Annotated in this window: 17 protein-coding genes; 5 read left to right on the top strand and 12 right to left on the bottom strand. The window is 72.0% G+C overall.

From position 1 onward, the window contains the following. From ACGGCP_RS14475 to ACGGCP_RS14460, 4 genes are read left to right on the top strand one after another with little or no spacing between them, the layout of a single operon-like run. Complete coding sequence (locus tag ACGGCP_RS14475; RefSeq protein ID WP_392966328.1) at window positions 1-1,110, top strand: NAD-dependent epimerase/dehydratase family protein; 1,110 nt, start codon at window positions 1-3, stop codon at window positions 1,108-1,110. After that, entirely contained in the window at window positions 1,058-2,005 is a 948-nt protein-coding gene (locus ACGGCP_RS14470; RefSeq protein ID WP_392965979.1) for a UbiA prenyltransferase family protein, read from the top strand. Before ACGGCP_RS14475 ends, ACGGCP_RS14470 begins: the two co-directional genes overlap by 53 nt. 8 nt (window positions 2,006-2,013) lie before the next feature. Next, complete coding sequence (locus tag ACGGCP_RS14465; RefSeq protein ID WP_392965977.1) at window positions 2,014-3,147, top strand: endonuclease/exonuclease/phosphatase family protein; 1,134 nt, start codon at window positions 2,014-2,016, stop codon at window positions 3,145-3,147. An 11-nt stretch (window positions 3,148-3,158) separates the two neighbouring features. Further along, window positions 3,159-4,283: a glycosyltransferase family 4 protein gene (locus ACGGCP_RS14460; RefSeq protein WP_392965974.1), complete on the top strand. Its 1,125-nt coding sequence runs from the start codon at window positions 3,159-3,161 to the stop codon at window positions 4,281-4,283. Here the strand turns inward: ACGGCP_RS14460 and ACGGCP_RS14455 are convergent. Next, window positions 4,244-5,200, bottom strand: a complete 957-nt coding sequence (locus ACGGCP_RS14455; RefSeq protein WP_392965972.1) for a lysylphosphatidylglycerol synthase domain-containing protein — start codon at window positions 5,198-5,200, stop codon at window positions 4,244-4,246. The two genes, ACGGCP_RS14460 and ACGGCP_RS14455, sit on opposite strands and share 40 nt — an antisense overlap. Then, window positions 5,197-6,183 (bottom strand): glycosyltransferase family 2 protein, encoded by a 987-nt coding sequence (locus tag ACGGCP_RS14450; RefSeq protein WP_392965969.1) that lies wholly within the window; start codon window positions 6,181-6,183, stop codon window positions 5,197-5,199. The genes ACGGCP_RS14455 and ACGGCP_RS14450 overlap by 4 nt, the downstream gene beginning before the upstream one ends. A gap of 225 nt (window positions 6,184-6,408) precedes the next feature. On the opposite strand from ACGGCP_RS14450, the gene ACGGCP_RS14445 reads away from it, so the two are divergent. Beyond that, window positions 6,409-6,930 carry a DoxX family membrane protein gene (locus ACGGCP_RS14445; RefSeq protein ID WP_392965966.1) on the top strand — a complete coding sequence of 174 codons (522 nt, stop codon included), beginning with the start codon at window positions 6,409-6,411 and terminating at the stop codon, window positions 6,928-6,930. Window position 6,931: 1 nt separating this feature from the next. Here ACGGCP_RS14445 and lhgO read toward each other — a convergent pair whose 3' ends face one another. The 10 genes from lhgO to ACGGCP_RS14395 all read right to left on the bottom strand — a co-directional run bounded on the left by lhgO (window position 6,932) and on the right by ACGGCP_RS14395 (window position 18,318). Further along, complete coding sequence (gene lhgO / locus ACGGCP_RS14440; RefSeq protein WP_392965963.1) at window positions 6,932-8,137, bottom strand: L-2-hydroxyglutarate oxidase; 1,206 nt, start codon at window positions 8,135-8,137, stop codon at window positions 6,932-6,934. 55 nt (window positions 8,138-8,192) lie between these two features. Then, window positions 8,193-8,966: a sulfite exporter TauE/SafE family protein gene (locus ACGGCP_RS14435; protein WP_392965960.1), complete on the bottom strand. Its 774-nt coding sequence runs from the start codon at window positions 8,964-8,966 to the stop codon at window positions 8,193-8,195. After that, entirely contained in the window at window positions 8,963-10,459 is a 1,497-nt protein-coding gene (locus ACGGCP_RS14430; RefSeq protein WP_392965958.1) for an aldehyde dehydrogenase (NADP(+)), read from the bottom strand. Before ACGGCP_RS14430 ends, ACGGCP_RS14435 begins: the two co-directional genes overlap by 4 nt. Window positions 10,460-10,475: 16 nt before the next feature. After that, entirely contained in the window at window positions 10,476-11,261 is a 786-nt protein-coding gene (locus ACGGCP_RS14425; protein WP_392965955.1) for an IclR family transcriptional regulator, read from the bottom strand. Next, the gene (locus ACGGCP_RS14420; RefSeq protein ID WP_392965952.1) at window positions 11,258-12,481 is read right to left on the bottom strand and encodes a mandelate racemase/muconate lactonizing enzyme family protein; all 1,224 of its coding nucleotides are present in this window, start codon (window positions 12,479-12,481) and stop codon (window positions 11,258-11,260) included. The genes ACGGCP_RS14425 and ACGGCP_RS14420 overlap by 4 nt, the downstream gene beginning before the upstream one ends. Before the next feature lie 167 nt (window positions 12,482-12,648). Beyond that, a complete protein-coding gene (locus tag ACGGCP_RS14415; RefSeq protein ID WP_392965949.1) occupies window positions 12,649-13,272 on the bottom strand; it encodes a dihydrofolate reductase family protein in 624 nt (207 codons plus the stop codon). Window positions 13,273-13,338: 66 nt separating this feature from the next. Beyond that, on the bottom strand, window positions 13,339-13,812 hold the full coding sequence (locus ACGGCP_RS14410) for an SRPBCC family protein (RefSeq protein ID WP_392965946.1): 474 nt from the start codon (window positions 13,810-13,812) through the stop codon (window positions 13,339-13,341). 133 nt (window positions 13,813-13,945) lie between these two features. Beyond that, on the bottom strand, window positions 13,946-15,025 hold the full coding sequence (locus tag ACGGCP_RS14405; RefSeq protein WP_392965943.1) for a DUF4185 domain-containing protein: 1,080 nt from the start codon (window positions 15,023-15,025) through the stop codon (window positions 13,946-13,948). A gap of 18 nt (window positions 15,026-15,043) precedes the next feature. After that, window positions 15,044-16,201, bottom strand: a complete 1,158-nt coding sequence (locus tag ACGGCP_RS14400; RefSeq protein WP_392965940.1) for a GDSL-type esterase/lipase family protein — start codon at window positions 16,199-16,201, stop codon at window positions 15,044-15,046. Next, the gene (locus tag ACGGCP_RS14395; RefSeq protein ID WP_392965937.1) at window positions 16,198-18,318 is read right to left on the bottom strand and encodes a hypothetical protein; all 2,121 of its coding nucleotides are present in this window, start codon (window positions 18,316-18,318) and stop codon (window positions 16,198-16,200) included. The genes ACGGCP_RS14400 and ACGGCP_RS14395 overlap by 4 nt, the downstream gene beginning before the upstream one ends. Between the last annotated feature and the right edge of the window lie 7 nt (window positions 18,319-18,325).

Below are 18,325 nucleotides of genomic sequence, written 5' to 3'. Positions count from 1 at the left end.
CTGCCTTCCCGCGTACTCGTCACCGGCGCTGCCGGGGTCCTCGGCTCCCGGCTCACCGCCGACCTCCTCGCGGACGGCGCGGAAGTCGTGTCCTACGACCTGCGCGCGCTCGACCCGGCTCCCGGGCTGACGGTGCGCACCGGGGACGTGCGCGACGCGACCGCGCTCGCCGAAGCGGCGGACGGCTGCGACGCGGTCATCCACTGTGCTTCGGCGCTGCCGTCGTACCCGAAGGACCGCATCCGGTCGATCATCGTGGACGGCGCGCAGTCGATGCTCGCCGCCGCAGCGAAGGCCGACGTCGCCAGGGTCGTCCACATCTCCTCGACCGCCGTGTACGGGCTCCCGGCCCTCGTGCCCACGCCCGAGGACCACCCGCACGAACCGGTCGACACCTACAGCGCCGCCAAGGCCGAGGCCGAGGCGCTCGTGGTCCCGCACCGCGCCGACCGGTGCGTGGGCATCGTGCGGCCCAAGACGTTCCTGGGCCCGGGAAGGCTCGGCCTGTTCGGGATGCTGTTCGAGTGGGCCGAGGAGGGCCGCGACTTCCCCGTCATCGGCCGCGGGGACGTGCGCGTCCAGATGCTCGACATCGACGACCTCGCGCGCGCGGTCCGCGCGGTGCTCACCGCCCCCGACCCGGTCGCCGCCGACACGTACAACGTCGGCGCGGGCGAGTTCGGGACGCTCCGCGAGGACTTCCAGGCCGTGCTCGACGAGGTCGGGCGCGGGCGGCGCATCCGGTCCGTCCCGGCCGCGCCCGCGATCGCGATGCTGCGCGCCGCCTCGGCGCTCGGCGTCTCCCCCGTGTACGACCGCTTGGTGCGCAAGCTCAAAGCGGACTCCTATGTGGATATCTCGAAGGCTTCCGAGCGGCTGGGCTTCACACCGGAGCACTCCAACCGCGACGCGATCCTGCGCACCTTCCGGTGGTGGCGCGAGCGCCCTCCCGCCCCGCGCGGGGCCGCCGGGGCGACCAGCTCGGACCGGTGGCGCCAAGGCCTCCTCGGCGGCGCCAAGATCCTCTTCCCACCCGCACGACGGCAGGAGCGCCGCCATGACCAGCCTCAAGGCCGGAGCAGTAGCTCCCGCCGCAACCCGGACGCCTAGCCGCCGCGCGGCCGCCGCGGCGGTCGCGCTGGTGCGGCCCCGCCAGTGGGTCAAGAACGTCGCGGTGCTGCTGCCGTTCCTCGACCCGGTGGTGTGGGACCGCGCCACGGTCGCCGGGCCCGTCCTCGCGGTGGCGGCGTTCATGCTCGCGTCCTCACTCGTCTACGCGGTCAACGACATCGCCGACCGCGAGCGCGACCGCCACCACCCGGTGAAGCGGCACCGCCCGCTCGCCTCGGGCGCGCTCTCGGTGCGCCAGGCCGTGTTCGTCGCGATCGGGTGCGGCGTCGGCTCGGCGGGCCTGGCCCTCGCGGCCGCCCCCGCGCTGCTCGTCCCCATCGGGGCTTATGTGGCCCTGAACTTCGCGTACAGCCGCAAGCTCCGGGACGTGCCGGTGCTCGAGCTGTTCGCCGTCGCGGCGGGCTTCCCGCTCCGGGCCCTCGCCGGGTACCTCGTGCTCGGCGCCGCGCCCGCGAGCCTCATCGTGCTCGCCACGCTGTTCATCTCGCTGCTGCTCGTGCTCGGCAAGCGCCGCAGGGAGATCGTCGTCGCGGGCACGGCGCACCGCGCGGCGCTGCGCGGCTACACCGCCTCGCTCCTGGAGCAGTTCATCTCCATCGCGGGCGGGCTCGCCACGGCCACGTTCCTGCTGTTCGCCCTGCGCGGCCCGCACGCCACCGAATCCGAAGGGCCGCAGGCGATGCTCGTCGTCCCGCTGCTGCTGATGGCGTTGTTCCGCTACCTCCAGCGGCTCGAGCTGCGCGGCGGCGACGGCGACCCCACGCGGCTGCTGCTGCGCGACCCCGTCCTCCTGGCCATCGCCGCGGGCTGCCTGGCGTGCCTCGCGGCCACGGCGATGTTCGACCTGTCCGACCTGTTCGATCCGAGTGATTGAGGGAGACCATGAGTCTGACCGAGAAGCCCGTCCCCGCGACCGACGCGGAGCCCGAGAAGCCCCGGCGGCTGCGACGCCTCGGCGTCCGCCTGGTCCTGGGCCTGACCGCACTGTGGGCGCTCTTCCTGTTCGCCCACCTCATCCTGGCCGGGCGGGTCTGGTGGTGGTCGCTCATCGAGATGGTGCCGCCGTTCGCGCTCCTCGTCCCGCCGGTCCTGCTGGCGCTCTGCGCGATCCCGCTCGCGCGCGGCAGGCGGTGGCGGCTGTGGGCGGTCCACCTCGCCGTGTTCGCGATCGCGTACCCCATCGCCGGGTTGAACCTCTCGGCGCTGTTCACCGGCCCGCCCGGCGAGGGCGACGCCGACGTCTCGGTGTTCACCTGGAACGCCGACTACTGGCACTACCGCTGGGACGACGCCGACGAGTTCTACGCCTACCTGCTCGAACAGGACGCCGACGTCTACCTCCTCACCGAGTACCTGACCCGCACCGACCGCGTCGAGATCATCGACGACGAAGCCGCCCTGCGCGCCCACTTCCCCGACTACGAACTCGTGATCGCCAGCGAGATGGTCACCCTCTCGCGCTACCCGATCGTCGAGTCCGAGGCGCTGGACACCGAAGCGCTCATCGACGCGGACGACCCGGGCGCGCCGCCCGCCGACGACCCGTGGCGCGAGTACTGGACCACCAAGATCCTCCGCACCGACATCGACGTCGACGGCCAGGTCGTCTCCATGTACAACCTGCACCTCTCGGTGCCCGTGCCCACGGGCGAGGCCTCGCCGCTCAGCGCGGAGTTCTACGAGTACGTGCGCTCGCAGTACCAGCGCCGCAGCTCCCAGTTCACCGTGCTGAACGAGGACATCGACGCCAACCCGCACCCGGTGTTCATCGGCGGCGACCTCAACTCGACCATCCTCAGCGCAGGGGTCGCGTCGCTGCGCGACCGCCTCGACTGCCCCGACCCGGACTCGGTCATGCCCGTGAGCTGGCCCTCGATCCGATTCCCGTTCCCGAAGTGGTGGCGGCTCGACTGGGTCTGCACCGGCCCGGGGCTGGGGGTCGCCGACTACCGGATCGTCTCCAGCGAAGGCCTCTCCGACCACGACGCCCAGATGGTCGGCCTCGACATCCGATAGGAGCCCTCGCGGTGAACTCCCGATACGACGCCTGCGTCGTGCTCAACTACTACGCCCCCTACACCAGCGGCCTGACCAGGGTCGCCATGGACGTGGCGGAGTCCTTGGCGGCCAGAGGGAAGCGGGTGGCCGTGGTGGCGTCCCGCCACGACCCGGCGCTGCCGCGCTTCGAGGTCCGCGCGGGCGTGCACGTCCACCGGGCCCGCGTCGCCGCCCGCATCGGGCGCGGCGTGGTCAGCCCGGGGTTCGCCTCGCTCGCGGGCCGGATCGCGCGGCGCTCGGACGTGGTCAACCTCCACGTGCCGATGCTGGAGGCCGGGCTCGTCGCGCGCGCGGCGGGCCCGACGCCCATCGTGGTGCACCACCACGACGACGTGTGGCTTTCCAAAGGCGTCACGGCCAAAGCGCAGATCGGGGTCGTCGACGCCTCGGTGGCCGCCGCGCTGCGCCGCGCCACGGTGGTCGTAGTCGCCAACCTCGACCACGCGAAGTCCTCGCGGCACTGGGGAATCATGGAGCAGCGCAAGGTGAGCGCCGTGCCGCCGCCGTGCCGCGAGCGGGGCCCCGGGGCGCCCGCGTACCGCGACGGCGTCGGCCCGCACGTCGGGTTCCTCGGCCGGATGGCACCCGAGAAGGGGCTCCACCACCTCGTGCGGGCCTTCCTGGACTGGGACGACCCGTCGGCGCGGCTGCTGCTGGCGGGCGACGAGGGCGTGGCGGGCGGCGACGTCGTCGCGCACCTGCGCGGCCTGGCCTCCGGGGACGGCCGCGTCCGCTTCCTGGGGCGGCTGGAGGAGTCGGCGATCGCCGACTTCCACGCCTCGCTCGACGCGTTCGCGCTGCCGTCCGTGGCCGAGGAGTCCTTCGGGATCACCCAGACCGAGGCCATGATGTCCGGCGTCCCGGTCGTCGCCTCGGACCTGCCGGGCATGCGGGTGCCGTTGCAGACCACCGGGTTCGGCGAGCTCGTCGGATCCGGCGACGCGGACGGGCTGCGCGCGGCGCTGCGGCGCGTGTGCCGCTACCCGGCCGAGCGGCGGGTCGCGGGCGCCGCGAGCGCCGCGGCCGCGTTCGGCATGCAGTCCACACTGGATTCCTATGCGGCGGTGCTCGAAGCCGCGGCCTCGGGCACCTGACCGGCGGCGCGGGCCCGCTTCCGGCGGGCCCGCGTCGCCCAGGCGTAGACCACCGCCGCCGAAGCGACCTCGCCGAGCGTGGCCACGGCCCGGCTCGTCACGGCGACCGCACCGGCCATCGGCAAGGGCAGCACCAGGGTCAGGGCCGCCACCAGGATCCCCTCGCGCACACCGAGACCGTCGGGCACGATCACCACGAGCGAGCCCACGGTCAGCGCCAGTCCGAACAGGCCCACGCACAGGAGATAGGACCGCCCCGGGTCCGCCCCGGCGGCCACCGCCAGCACCCACAGGTGATGGCCCGTGACCAGCCACGAGACCGTCTGGTACAGCAAAGAAGAGCGGATCGACCCGCCCGTGTAGGCAGGCGGCGCGGGCCTGCGTACGAGCTTCGCGAGCAGGGACGTGGCGCGGTCGACCAGGGCGGGGCGGGCGAAGAGCACGAGCCCGGGGAGGGCCGCGAGGAGCACCCACCAGCCGCGCGGGCCGAAGGCCGCCGGAGCCGCGAGGAGCCCCGCGAGCATCCCGGTGGTGAGCATGACGACGATGTTGAGCACGTAGACCCCGGCCATGCGGGCCGGACCGACGCCGACCTCGGTGCCCATGCGCACGTTCACCAGGAGTGTCCACAGGCGACCGGGCAGGTACTTGACGAGCATCCCGGCGAAGAAGATGTTCGCGGCGTCCCGGACCGGCACGGGCTCGCCCGCGCCGTTCACGATCGCCCGCCACGCGAGCATCCCGAGGACCAGTCCGACGAGGTTGATGAACGCAGCCAAGGCGATCTGCGGCAGGTGCTCGCCGCTCGCGAAGTCGAGGGCGGCGCTCCAGTCCTGGCCGCGCATGGCCGCGGCGACCGCGACGACGACAGCGGCCATGACGGCGATTCCCGAAACGCGCCAGAGGATCCGCTTCATGACCGACCCCTCCAGACGGCGGGCCGGAGGACCCCGACGAGGCTCGCGAGACCGGCGGTGCCGACGTAGAGCAGGTGCAGGGCGAAGACCGCGGCGGCCCAGCGGCGGCCGTGCGCGGCGGCTGCCGTGAGGAGCGGGGCGCTGGCGAGGGCGAACGCGGCGGCGAAGAGCACCGGAAGCAGGGCGAGCCACGGGGACCAGAGCGCGAGCGGCGCGGAGGCGCAGACCGCTGCCACTGCGAGCACGGCGTACGGCCCGTACGCGCCGGTGCGGACGGTGTCCGATGCGGACGGCGCGCGGCGGGCGCGGGCGAAGAGTTCGGCGAAGCGCAGGGAGCGGCGCCACTGCTCGGCCAGGAGCGGGCCGAGCCGGTCGACGTCGTCGTGGCGGCCGACCACGCCCGGATCGGTGACGGCGGCCCACCGCGCGGGCAGTCGGGAGCCGAACTCGACGTCCTCGCCCGAGCGCAGCGACTCGTCGAAGCCGCCCGCGGCGGTGAAGACCTCGGCGCGGATCGCCGTGAGCGCGAACAGGGTCACGCTCGTGGGCCCGGCCGCGTCGGTGCGCCAGCGGTGCTCGAAGAGGGTCTTGTACCGCTCGACGGGACCGTCGTCGATCATGGGCTCGGCCGCGTAGACGCCCTGGACGAGGCCGACGCGCGGCGCGGCGAGGGCGGCGGCGGCGCGGGCGAGCGCGTCGGGGCGCAGCTCGATGTCCGCGTCGAGGAAGAACAGCACGTCGCCCTTCGCTTTGGCGGCGCCGAGGTTGCGGGCGGCGGCAGGGCCCCGGTTGGGGTCCAAGGTGATCGTGCGGCAGGGGAACCGGTCCGCGATCGCGGCGGTGGCGTCGGTGCTGGCGTCGTCCACCACGATGACCTCCGCCGGAGGCGAAGTCTGCGCGAATACCGCGGCAAGGCAGCGCTCAATGGTTTTCGCGGCATTGTGGCAGGGGACGACCACCGACCAGGGAAGCTCCGTCGACATAACCCGATACTGCATTCCGGTCCTTGAATGTGCCGATATTCGACCTGTATCGCGACTGACCATTCCATACGCCGCCACCTGCGCCGAAGCCTTGAATGCACCTGGATGCGACCTTGACGAATCCCCTATCGCAACTATTCACGGATTGCACGTCGATGGCTCGCGTGATAATTTCGGAGCGCTTCTTCGAGCATTCGTTTCGCCCTATACCCCAAGGGATGCACCATGACCGTGAAAGACTCCCCCACTCTGTCCGTCGTCCGCGCGCGCACCGCCGCCCTTCCGCCGCGAAGCGTCGCGGTCGTGCGGATCGTCCTCGGCTGGGTCTTCCTGTGGGCCTTCCTCGACAAGACCTTCGGCCTCGGGTTCAACACGCCCGCAGGCCAGGGCTGGATCGACGGCGGCAGCCCGACCGCCGAGTTCTTCTCCGGCGGCGCCGGCGGGATGTACAGCGGCGCGTCCGGGATGGCCTGGGCCGACTGGCTGTTCATGGCCGCCCAGGCCGGACTCGGGCTCGGCCTGATGCTCGGCGTCTGCCTGCGCCCGGCCGCGATCGGCGGTGCGGTGCTCATGCTCGCCCTGTGGGCCTCGATGTTCCCGTTCGAGACCAACCCCGTGGTCGATCCGCACTTCGTCTACGCCATGGTCATGATCGCGCTGATCTTCACCGATGCCGGAGCCCGCTGGGGCCTGGGCCGCGCCTGGCAGCGCGTCCCGCTGGTCCGCCGCTTCCCGATCCTGCGCTGACTCAGCTGAGCGCGTCGGCGGTCAGCTGCTCGACGACGTGCTCGGCGATCGCCATCGACGAGGTCGCGGCGGGCGAGGGGGCGTTGCGGACGGCCGTGACGGGGCCGAGGCGGTGGACGCGGAAGTCGTCGACGAGGGCGCCGTCCCGGTCCAGGGCTTGGGCCCGGACCCCGGCGCCGTCGCGGGCGACGTCCTCGATGCCGATGGACGGGAAGTACAGCTGCGAGGTCTTCATGTAGGCGCGCTTGGAGACCGAGCCGTGGACCTCGTGGGCGCCCATGCGCCAGTGCTTCGCGGCCATCCGCCAGGCCCCGGGCCAGGCGGCGAGCCGGGCGAGGTGGGTCGGGCTGAGGTCGCGCCAGCGGTAGCCCTCGGCGGCGAGGGCGAGCACGGCGTTGGGTCCGATCTCGACGGTGCCGTCGATGCGGCGGGTGAAGTGGACGCCCAGGAACGGGTAGCCGGGTTCGGGGATCGGGTAGACGAGGCCTTTGAGCTGGGCGGCCTTGTCGTTCACGACGCGCAGGTACTCGCCGCGGAAGGGGACGATGCGCGGGCCGGGCTCGTCCCCGGCGAGCTTGGCGACGCGGTCGGCCTGGAGCCCGGCGCAGAGGACGAGGTGGTCGACGGTGACGCGGGCTTCGCCGGAGGCGACGCGCACGCGTTCGCCCTCGGGTTCGATGCCGTCGACCGGGAAGTTCAGGCGCACTTCGCCTCCGGCGGCTTCGACCTCGGCGGCGAAGGCGCGGGCGACGGCCGCGTAGTCGGTGATGGCGCTGCCCGGGGAGTGGATCGCGCCGAGGCCGGTCGCATGCGGCTCGATCTCGCGCAGCTCCTCGGGGCCGACGCGTCGCAGGCCCAGGACGCCGTTGGCGACGGCGCGCCCGTAGAGGGCGTCCATGCGCGGCACCTCGTGCTCGTGCACGGCGATGACGAGCTTCCCGCACTCTACATAGGGCAGTTCGCGTTCGGCGCAGTACTGCTTGAGGAGTGCCACGCCGCGCGTGCAGAGGCGGGCCTTGAGGCTGCCGGGGACGTAGTAGATCCCGGCGTGCACGACCCCGGAGTTGTGGCTCGTCTGGTGGGCCGCGACGCGGTCCTCCTTCTCGAAGACCACGATCCGGGCTCCGGGGCGGCGGACGGTCAGCTCGCGGGCGACCGCCAGACCCACGATGCCGGCGCCGACTACACCGATGACTTCTTCGACCATGATGGACCACCACCCTTTCGTCCCGGATGCCCGGATATAGAGGAATGTAAACGCGTCAGGCGGTCGCGGCCGACAGGATGAGCAGTCCGGCGCCGACGCCGGAGACCACGAGGGTCGCGATCTCGAACTGCTTCTGGTTGACGCGGTGCACTACCGCGCGGCCGACGAGCGCGCCGACCGCGATGGCTGGGACCAGCATGAGGGCCATGAGGAGCGAGTACCAGGAGATGAGGCCGAGCCCGACGCTGAACGGGACCTTGAACAGGTTGACCGCGAAGAAGAACCACGCCATCGTGCCCAGGAACCGCAGCTTCGGGAAGCCCGAGAGCATGAGGTACAGGATCATGACCGGGCCCGCCGCGTTGGCCATCATCGTGGTCGCGCCCGCCCCGATCCCGGCCCCGGCGGCGAGGCTCCGCCGGGCGAGGCCGCTGGGCGGCTTCGGTTCGACCGCCTTGGGCCGCATCCGGTTCCAGAGCTGGAGGCCGAGCATCGCGAGGAGGATGAGGCCGAGGAGCAGCCGCATGAGCGTGTCGTCGACGAAGTACAGCACGACCGCGCCGGAGACGGTGCCGACCACGACCCAGGGCGCGAGCCGTCCGAGCACGCGCCATTCGACGTGGCGCGAGTAGAAGCGGATCGCGAACAGGTCGGCGAGGATGAGCACCGGCAGCAGCGCGCCCGTGGACTCCTTCGCGGGGAGCACCGTGGCGAACAGCAGGATCGGCAGCGAGCCGATGCCGTTGATGCCGGTCTTGGCGAAGCCGACCAGCGCCGCCGCGAGGGCCAGCATGGCCCAGGCGGCGGCGTCGTCGGGCAGACCGGTCACGGGCGGAGTCGGCCGTCGACGCGCTGCGGGACGGCGGCGTCGTCGCGCAGTTCCGCGGGCAGCACGGACTCCGGCGCGTTCTGCCACGTCATCGGGCGCAGGAAGCGGCGGATCGCGGTGGCCCCCACGGAGGTGTGGAGCGTGTTCGTCGAGGGCCAGGGGCCGCCGTGGTGCTGCGCCCAGGACACGAGCACGCCGGTGGGGAACTGGTCGAAGACGAGGCGGCCCGCCAGCGGGGCGACGAGCGCGACGAGCGCGTCCATCTCCGGGTCGTCCTCGGCGGTGTGGAGGGTCGCCGCGAGCGAGGCGGGGAGGACGGCGAGGGCGCTGCGGAGTTCGGCGGCGTCGCCGTAGCGGACGGCGATCGCGCTGGGGCCGAAGCATTCTTCGGCGACGGCGGGCGTGAAGTCGGCGGCGTCCACTTCGAGCAGTCGCGGGCTGCCGAAGGAGCCGGACTCCGGTGCGGCGGTGCCGACGGCGAGTTCCCGCACGCCGGGCGCGGCCGTGTAGGACGCGGTGATCGCCTGGTAGGACTCGGCGATGCGGGCGTTCAGGAGCGGCTGCGCGGCGCTCTCGGCGACGAGGGCCGCCGCCGCGCCGAGGAGCTTGTCGCCGCCGGTGCCCTTGGGGACGAGGACGATGCCGGGCTTGGTGCACAGCTGCCCGCCTGAACCGGTGATGGAGGTGACGAGGCCGCTCGCGATCGCTTCGGGCCGTTCGGAAGCGGCCGCTTCGGAGACGATGAGCGGGTTGACGCTCGCGAGCTCGCCGTAGAACGGGATGGGCTCGGGGCGGGCGTTGATGATGTCGAGCAGGGCCCGACCGCCGTGGAGCGAGCCGGTGAAGCCGACGGCCTTCACGTGCGGGTCGGCGACGAGGGCCGCGCCCGCTTCGGTGCCGAAGACGATGCCGATGGTGCCTTCGGGCGCGTCGACGTCGCCGCAGGCCTGCACGATCGCCTCGTACGCGAGCTGCGAGAGCCCCACGTGGGAGTCGTGCGCCTTGACGACGACCGGGTTCCCGGCGGCGAGGGCCGAGACGGTGTCGCCGCCGGGGACGGAGAAGGCGAGCGGGAAGTTGGAGGCGCCGAACACGGCGACGGGCCCGAGCGGCACGAGCATGCGGCGCAGGTCGGGGCCGGGCCCCATCGGGGTGTCGGCGGCGTGGTCGATCGTGGCTTCGAGGTAGCCGCCGTCCTCGATGACGCTCGCGAAGAACTCGGCCTGGTAGGCGGTGCGGGTGAGTTCGCCGTTGAAGCGGGCCTCGGGGAGGCCGGTCTCCCGCTGGCCCAAGGCGACGATCGCGGCGCGGCGCTCTTCGAGGCGGGCGGCGATCGCGCGCAGGAGGCGGGCGCGGAAGTCGCGGCCGCGCCGGTCGAGTTCGGGCGCGGCGGCGGCCGCGGCGGCGGTGATGCGGCCGACCTCGTCGGCCGGGGTGGGTTCGGCTGCGGAGACGGTGGCTCCGGTGCGCGGGTCGATGCTGTGGACGGTCATGTCGGTTTCCTTGCGTTTAGGCGGTCTGCTGTTTCGTCCAGTCGCTGTGGCCGAGGCGGCGGGAGATCGCGGCGGCGGTCTCGGCGACGAGCGGCCCGAACGGGTCGGGCGCGGCGTCCATGCGGTCGGTCGGCCCGGCGATGCTGATGGCGGCCGTGACCGCGCCGCTCTGGTCGAACACGGGCGCGCCGAAGCACGTGCTGCCCGCGTCGAACTCGCCGTGCTCCTCGGTCCAGCCGCGCCTGCGCGCCTCGCCGACGGCTTCGCGGAGGCGGTCGCGGTCGGTGACCGTGGCTTTCGTGAAAAGCTGCATGGGAAGCCGTTCGATGGTCTCCTCGCAGCGCTCGGGTGCGAGCCCGGCGAGGTAGGCCTTGCCGACGGAGGTGGCGTGCAGGGGCCGCCGCGCGCCGAGCTCGGAGCGGACGTGCACGGACTGGTGGCCGATCTCGCGGAAGACGAACACCATCTCGTCGCCGCTGTAGACGCCGAGGCTCACGGTCTCGCCGGTGCGTTTCGCGAGGTCACGCAGCATCGGCGGGGCCACGGTGAGCACGTCCATGTTCTGCACGGCGGCCATCGCCATCCGCGCGGCGGCCGGGCCGAGACGCCACTGGCCGTCGGTGAGCTGCAGGTACTCGGCGGCCTGGAGGCGCTCGACGAGCCGGTACACGGCGCTGCGGCTGACCCCGACGGCCTCGACGAGCTCGCCCGTGGTCGCCTTGCCGCGCATGGTGAGGACCTCGAGGATCTCCAGCGCCCGGTCGAGCGCGCCCTTCGGTCCCCCGTCCGCGCGCGGCGTCACGCGGCCGACCCGAACCGTTCGGTGGCCTCGGTCCACGCGCGGGCCTGCTCGCTGAGGCTGAACCCGAGACCGGGGCGGTTCGGCACGACCATGCGGCCGTCCCGAATCTCCAGGCGCTCGTTGAACAGCGGCTCCAGCCACTCGAAGTGCTCCACCCACGGGTCGTGCTCGTAGGCGGCGGAGAGGTGGAGGTGGATCTCCATGGCGAAGTGCGGGGCCATCCGCACGCGCGCGTGCTCACCCAGCGACATGATCTTGAGGAACGGGGTGATACCGCCGACGCGCGGAGCGTCGGGCTGGATGAAGTCGACGCTGCGGTGCCGGATCAGCTCGGCGTGCTCGGCGACGCTGGTGAGCATCTCGCCGGTGGCGATCGGGGTGGCGAGCTCGCGGGCGAGGTCGGCGTGGCCTTCCGCGTCGTACGCGTCGAGGGGCTCCTCGATCCAGGTCAGTTCGAACTCTTCGAGCTTGCGGCCCATGCGGATCGCGGTGCTGCGGTCCCACTGCTGGTTGGCGTCGACCATGAGCGGGAAGTCCTCGCCCAGGTGCTCGCGCACGGCCGCGACGCGGCGCAGGTCGATCCGGGTGTCGGGCTGGCCGACCTTGATCTTGATGCCGCCGATGCCGCCCGCGATCGCGGCCGAGGTGTTGTCCAGGACCTCCTCGATGGACGAAGACAGGAACCCGCCGGAGGTGTTGTAGCAGGCCACGGAGTCGCGGTGGGCGCCCAGGAGCTTCGCGAGCGGCAGCCCAGCGCGCTTGGCCTTGAGGTCCCACAGGGCGATGTCGAACGCCGCGATGGCCTGAGTGGACAGACCGCTGCGGCCGACCGACGCGCCCGACCACACGAGCTTGGTCCAGATCCGCTGGATGTCGTTGGGGTCCTCGCCGATGAGGTCGGCGGCGATCTCGCGGGCGTGCGCGTACTGGCCCTTGCCGCCGGCGCGCTTGGAGTAGCCGTACCCGACGCCTTCGAGCCCGGACTCGGTCGTGATCTCGGCGAAGAGGAACGCGATCTCGGTCATCGGCTTCTGGCGTCCGGTGAGCACCTTCGCGTCGCTGATCGAGGTCTTCAACGGGAGGATCGCGTGCGAGATCCGCACGCCCGTGATCCGGTCGACGCTGGCTTCGCCGCGCTGGAGGGCGCTGAAATGGCGTTCGTTGACGGCGCTGGTCTCGGTGGCGCTGGTCCGCTCGATGAAGGTGGACTCGCTCGGCATGTCGGCTCGCTTTCCATTGCAGGGCAGTCCCATTCATTGGGAACTCATATCGATGAATGGGACGTGACGAGCTTAGGCCAGCCGCCGCGGCGATGCAATAGGCGTGCCGCATTCACATCGACCCGGCGACTGGGCGGTCGCCGGGTCGAGGCAGGAGCGGCACATGGCTAGGGCTTGAGCTCGGCCTCCATGTCGCCGGTCGCAGGCTCGCCCGCGAGCTCGTACTCGAGCTTGAGCGTGCCGTTGGCGAAGATCCGCGAGTCGGTGAGGCGCAGGGCCGAGGGCACCGCGCCGCCCGCGAAGACGCGCTTGCCCTCGCCGAGGACGAGCGGGTAGACCCACAGGTTGAGCTGGTCGACCAGGCCCAGCCGCAGGAGCGACTGGAGCAGGTCGAGGCTGCCGATGACGTGGACGTGCTCGTGCGCGGCCTTCAGGCCGGCGACGGCCTCGGCGAGGTCGCCTTCGAGGAGGTTCGCGGAGTCCCAGATCAGCGGCTCCAGCAGGGTGCGGGAGGCGACGTACTTGGGGACGCGGTTCATGAGCGCGGTGAAGTCGAACTCGACCGGCGCGGTGGGCCAGTAGGCCGCGAAGATCTCGTACGTGCGGCGGCCTAGCAGGAGCGCGTCCATGCTCTTGGCCTGCTCGAAGATGAAGTGCTCCTCGTCGCGGTCGATGAGCGGCGCCTGCCAGCCGCCGTACGCGAAGCCGCCTTCATCGTCCTCGTCAGGCGCGCCGGGCGCCTGGGCGACCCCGTCGACGGACATGAACTCGGTGACGATGAGCTTGCCCATGGTCTGCTCCTCTGGTCGGGAATCCTTACCGGTGCTGACGACGCGGGTGCCCGGGATTCATCGCGGTCAACCGGGCAGCGGCTCGCCGGTTTCGAGGAGGGTCTTGAGGCTGGAGACGAGCTCGGGCCAGCCTTCGCCGATCATCTGGAGCACGGTGCTGCCGGGTGCGAACCCGTCGTGGGTGACCTTGAGCCTGACGGTGCGGTCGCCGGGTTCGAGGTCGAACGCGACCTTGGAGCGTGGTTCGGCCGCGATGGCCTTGCGGACGTCCTCGGCGACGCCGACGCGTTCGGCCCATTCCACGGTGAAGGTGTGCCAGGTGTAGGCGAGGCGGCGCGGGAAGTCGTACTCGAGGACCCGCTGCTCCGGGTCGGCGACGCTGCCGCCGCGCTCGCGCCAGGTCATCGGCGAGCCGGGCTGCCAGTCGGTGTCGAAGGAGAGCTCCCAGTACCGCTCGGTGAACGCCGGTTCGGTGAGCGCCTGCCACAGCTGCTCGGGCGTGGCCCTGATCCGCGACAGGTATACGAACGCGTCCTCCATGCCGGTGCTCCTCCCCCGTCGGCGTCCCGGACCAGCGTAGGACGGGAAGCGCGCCGAGGGGCGGCAACCGGGCCAGAGGCGGTGGCCTCTGGCCCGGGGGTGTTGCGGAGTGCAGGTCTAACTGTGCTTCCTGCTAGAAGTGAACGTTCACGTAGCGGGGTCGGTAGAGCCGCGCGTCGGCGTACAGGTCGGATCCTTGGAAGCTGTTCACGTTGTAGGAGATGACCAGGGTGTCGCGGTCGCCGAGGTTCGGGTGGGCCTTCGCGTTGTAGGTGAAGACGTTCCCGCCGGTCTCCGGGGTCGTGTACAGCTCGGTCTTGCCGCCGTAGGGCCCGGTGATGTCAGCGCTGCGGTACATCACGACCTTCGCGCTGAGCGGTTCGGTCGCGTCACCGGTGACCAGCGTGAACTTGCCCTGGAAGCGGTGCACGCTGAACTCGTTGGAGACGCCTTCGAGGATGCGGCTGGAGCCGCTCGCGCCCCAGGTCCCGGCGTTGAAGTACTCCCAGGCCCCGGTCGTCAGCGAGCCGGTGGGCACGCGGGCCAGGTGGGCGTACTTCTGGGCCTGGTTGTCCTCGACGCCGAAGACGTAGGTGTAGCCCGCGGCGGGGTCCTCGTAGATAGCCGAACCCCAGTTGATCGTGGAATCGGGGAGGTCGGTGACCGAGACGAGGCTCATGTCGGCGGGGTCGAGCGTGGCGACGGCGTTCCCGGTGAACTTGAAGTCGAAGACGCCGCTTCCGGTCTTGATGAACTCGAGGAGCATGACGCGGAGCATGCCGTTCTCCACGGTCGCGTCCCCGAACCAGTACCAGCGCTGCGTCTCGTCGGCGCCCGCCACCTTCACGAGCGATTCGGGGGCGGCCTCGGTGCCGCCGGTGTAGGTGGTGAGGACGCCGTCGTCGTCGACGATGATCGAGTTGTGGAGGAACGGCGAGTCGGCGGGCCTGCCGCCGTTCGCGTCGACCTCGCCCATGAACGTGTCGGAGTAGATCCACGCGGTGGACCCGTCCGGCAGGTCGACGGAGTACGCGGAGTCGGCGCCGGTCCAGCGCCCGGCGGTGTCGCCGTAGGTGCCGAAGCGCTCGGTGAGCTCGGTGTTGATCTCGGTGGAGACGGGTGCGGCGCAGGCGACCGGGGCCGCACTGGCGGATATCGGGATGGCGACCGCGGCGGCGACGGCCGCGGCGAGGGTGAGCGATCGGTGGGTCATGGTCTGCTCCTTTGCAGGTTACTGACGTGGGGTGGAGATCGCCTGGGGCGTGTCGAGCACGAGGGCGGCGAAGCGTTCGGCGATAAGTCGCTGCACGTCCGGGCCGGGGTGCAGGTTGTCGGGCAGGGGCATGGCGGCGGCGTCGCGCTCGCCGTAGAGCGACAGGCCGTCGAGGTAGCGCAGGTTCGCGTCGCCGTCGGCGCGGCGTCGCTCCACTATGGCTTCGAGTTCGGCGCGGATGACGCGCAGCGAGAGCTTCCCGAGGGCCGTCTCCGCTTCGGTGCCCGCCGCGACCGACCACTCCTCGGCCCGATCCGGGTCCTGCGTGGTGGGTCCGGCCGCGGCTTCGACCGGCTCGCACCAGATCGGGGAGACGAGCACGACCGGGGTGTCCGGGTGGCCGTCGCGGATCGTGTCGAGGAACCCGTCGACCGCGGGCCGGAACGCGCGCACGCGCATCACGTCGCCGTTGACGAGGTTGATGCCGAGCTTCAAACTGATGAGGTCGGCGGGGGTGTCGCGGATGGTCCGGGCGGTGAACGGGTCGAGCATCGCGTTGCCGCTGAACGCCAGGTTCGTCAGGCGCGCACCGGTTTCCAGCGCGGCGACCACCGGCCAGGTGCCCGTGGTGGTCTCGGCCCGGTAGCCGTGGCTGATCGAGGAGCCGTGGTGGACCCAGCGCAGCGCGCCGTCATCGGGTATGGCGGTGACCGGTGCGTTGGCCCGGAGCGCGAGCAGTTCGACGTGGTCGTAGTACGGCAGCCACAGTTCGAGGTCGCGTTCGGCGCCCGTCGCGAGCCCTGAGAAGCGCACTGTCGCATCGGGACCGGGGACGATAGCGCCGTCGGGCCGCTCGAAAGTGAACACGAAGCGGGAGCCGACCGGGGCCTCCGCGGACGCGACGAGCGAACCGCGCTCGGTCAGCTCGTAGACGCTCGGCGGCATGGGCGCCTCCGCGTCGGAGGCGATCCGCCGGGCCTGCACGTCGAGCTCGATCTCGTCGGCGGCCGTGCGGAGCGCGAGCCGGACCCCGGCGCTCTCGGCGCTCGTCTGGACCATGAAGCGGTCCGGGATCTGCCGTCTCGCCCACTGCGGCAGGCGGTGCGGGATCAGCCCGCGCTCGGTCCGCTCGATCTCGACCGCGCCGCGGACCGTCGCGGCGTCGAGCGCGCTCATACGGCGTCCGTGACGGTGCCGTCCGCGCGGACGTCGACGAGCCGGTCGCCGATGCGCAGGCCGCGCAGGACCGCGTCGGGGTCGAGGTCGGCGATGCAGCCCCGGGCCGTGTCCAGGTGGTCCGAGCCGACCTTCGGGTCCACGCCGAAGAACGACTCGATCACCAGGGCCGCATAGGCTCCGGCCGACGAGCATGCCCAGTCGATGATGTACGGCAGCTGCGGCGGGGCCTTGCGCGCGCCGCCGTTCAGCGCTGGGACGGCCTCCTCGGTGAAGTGCGCCTGCCCGGGCGGGCCCTGGTTCGCCGAGCGCGCCAGGCCCGGGAGCCAGTCGATCGCGACCTCCGGTGCGCCGAGCGCGACGAGCGAGCGCGCCGCGTCGGCGGGCCAGGCCGGGTACGCGCCGTTCCACTGGTGGTCGGGCCGGGGGCTGAAGCTCGCGTCGGGGTCCCAAGGGGACAGTGAGCGCAGCCAGACCTCGGTCCGCAGCTCCTCCTGGAAGAACTCGACCATCTCTCTGCGCGTCGGCTCGTCGAGGTCTGCGGCGATCGTGGTGCCGACGACGCTGAAGTCGTAGACGTGCCGCACCGGGACGCGGGTGCCGTCGGGCTGGCGGGCCGCGAAGTAGCCGGTGCCGGGCAGGTAGAGGTCGGCGACGGCCTCCACGAGCCCGTCGGCCTCGGCCGCGAGGGCCGCAGCGCCGTCGGTGTCGCCCTGGGCGGCGAGGATCTCCGCGACCGTGCGCAGGTTCCACACGTTCGCCGCGTTCAGGCTCGCGACCTCGTGCGTGTAGGAGGAGACGCATTCGAGGAGGTTGTCGATCTCGCCGTAGTCGGCGAGCGGCCCCGTCCCGCGCAGCGACTGCCAGGCCAGCGCCCAGTCGCGGAGGTGCTCGCGGACCGGGCGGCCGCCGGGCGTCTCGTCGAGGAGGCCGGTGTCGCGGGTGAAGCGCAGATAGTCGTGGACGAGCCGGGTCATGGCGTAGTCGTTCACGGAGTACCAGCGGCCGACGGGCCCGCCGGTGAGCGAGGAGGTCCCGAAGTGCGTGTGGATGTCCGAGGCGATCCAGTGCGTCAGCTGGCGCCGCATCGGCTCGGGGTCGAGGAGCGCGTGCGTGATGGAGCTGAGGCTGTAGTCCCAGATGAACGTCGTGGTGGCCCAGTAGTTGGGCATGAGGGTGTCGTAGCTGCGGCCGAGCACGTTGCCCGCGAAGTCGCGGCGGAACCAGACGACGCCGAGGACGCCCCACCAGTAGAGGCGGCGCAGCGCGTCGGAGCTGGTCTCGAGCACGGGCAGGTGCCCGGAGAACTCGGTGTTGCCGGGCTGGAAGGCGGCGTCGAGCTGCCGGTTCCAGAACGCTTCGGCCCCTTGCACGGTGCTCGGGACGTCGGCGGCGACGCGGTCGAAGGCCGATCTAGCGGCGTCCTCGGTGGTGCCGACGGCGTGGACGTAGCCGAAGCGGGCGGTGGCGCCGGGGGCGAGTTCGAGGCGCACGGTGACCTCGCCGCCGCGTTCGATGCCGCCGATGCCGACTTCGTGCTCCCCTGCGGCGGGGGCGATGCCGGAGAGGCGCACGTCGGCGTCGGTGTCGACGCCTTGGACGCTCCACGCGGTGCCCGCGTGGTTCTTGAAGGTCAGGCGGGCGTCGCCCGCTGTGGCGCGGTTGCGTTCCTCCGGGGCGACGGCGTCGAGCCAGGCGTCTGCTGAGCGGGCGGCTCCGGCGGCGAGGGTGAGCGTGACCGGGACGGTTCTGGCGCGGTCGCCGGTGTTGGTGACGCGGACGTCGATGGCGACGGCGGTTTCGCCTGGGGCGCAGACGGTGTCGGTGACCAGGTCGAGCCCGGGGAGCGAGGTGCTGCGGCGGACGCGGTCGGGCCGCCACTCGTGGGTGACCGGCGCGCCGTAGGACTCGAGGAGGCGGTCGTCGACGAAGCACGCGGCGGTGCGGGTGAGGCCTTGCGAGACCGGCGGGAAGGCGACGGCGCTGATCGCGGTGAGGTCGTGGTCGACGCGGGCGGTGCCGAGGAAGTTGGTGAGGCCGCTCGGCGCGATCATGTCGTCGTAGTGGTGCGTGACCGGGTCGGCCGCGAGGTCGTCCACATTGGGGATCAGTCGCATGGGGGCT

The sequence above is a fragment of the Glycomyces sp. NPDC048151 genome (genome assembly GCF_043202775.1).
In the GTDB taxonomy this organism is placed as follows: domain Bacteria; phylum Actinomycetota; class Actinomycetes; order Mycobacteriales; family Micromonosporaceae; genus Glycomyces.
The sequence above is the reverse complement of the archived record's forward strand: the minus strand, read 5'-3'. Positions and strand labels throughout refer to the sequence as shown.

What these genes read in the sequence shown, in the direction of transcription:
- ACGGCP_RS14450 (WP_392965969.1), bottom strand. Translation starts at nt 6,183, where the DNA reads ATGTCGACGGAGCTTCCCTGGTCGGTGGTCGTCCCCTGCCACAATGCC.
- ACGGCP_RS14415 (WP_392965949.1), bottom strand. Translation starts at nt 13,272, where the DNA reads ATGGGCAAGCTCATCGTCACCGAGTTCATGTCCGTCGACGGGGTCGCC.
- ACGGCP_RS14405 (WP_392965943.1), bottom strand. Translation starts at nt 15,025, where the DNA reads ATGACCCACCGATCGCTCACCCTCGCCGCGGCCGTCGCCGCCGCGGTC.
- ACGGCP_RS14395 (WP_392965937.1), bottom strand. Translation starts at nt 18,318, where the DNA reads ATGCGACTGATCCCCAATGTGGACGACCTCGCGGCCGACCCGGTCACG.
- ACGGCP_RS14430 (WP_392965958.1), bottom strand. Translation starts at nt 10,459, where the DNA reads ATGACCGTCCACAGCATCGACCCGCGCACCGGAGCCACCGTCTCCGCA.
- ACGGCP_RS14445 (WP_392965966.1), top strand. Translation starts at nt 6,409, where the DNA reads ATGACCGTGAAAGACTCCCCCACTCTGTCCGTCGTCCGCGCGCGCACC.
- ACGGCP_RS14400 (WP_392965940.1), bottom strand. Translation starts at nt 16,201, where the DNA reads ATGAGCGCGCTCGACGCCGCGACGGTCCGCGGCGCGGTCGAGATCGAG.
- lhgO (WP_392965963.1), bottom strand. Translation starts at nt 8,137, where the DNA reads ATGGTCGAAGAAGTCATCGGTGTAGTCGGCGCCGGCATCGTGGGTCTG.
- ACGGCP_RS14470 (WP_392965979.1), top strand. Translation starts at nt 1,058, where the DNA reads ATGACCAGCCTCAAGGCCGGAGCAGTAGCTCCCGCCGCAACCCGGACG.
- ACGGCP_RS14465 (WP_392965977.1), top strand. Translation starts at nt 2,014, where the DNA reads ATGAGTCTGACCGAGAAGCCCGTCCCCGCGACCGACGCGGAGCCCGAG.
- ACGGCP_RS14455 (WP_392965972.1), bottom strand. Translation starts at nt 5,200, where the DNA reads ATGAAGCGGATCCTCTGGCGCGTTTCGGGAATCGCCGTCATGGCCGCT.
- ACGGCP_RS14420 (WP_392965952.1), bottom strand. Translation starts at nt 12,481, where the DNA reads ATGCCGAGCGAGTCCACCTTCATCGAGCGGACCAGCGCCACCGAGACC.
- ACGGCP_RS14410 (WP_392965946.1), bottom strand. Translation starts at nt 13,812, where the DNA reads ATGGAGGACGCGTTCGTATACCTGTCGCGGATCAGGGCCACGCCCGAG.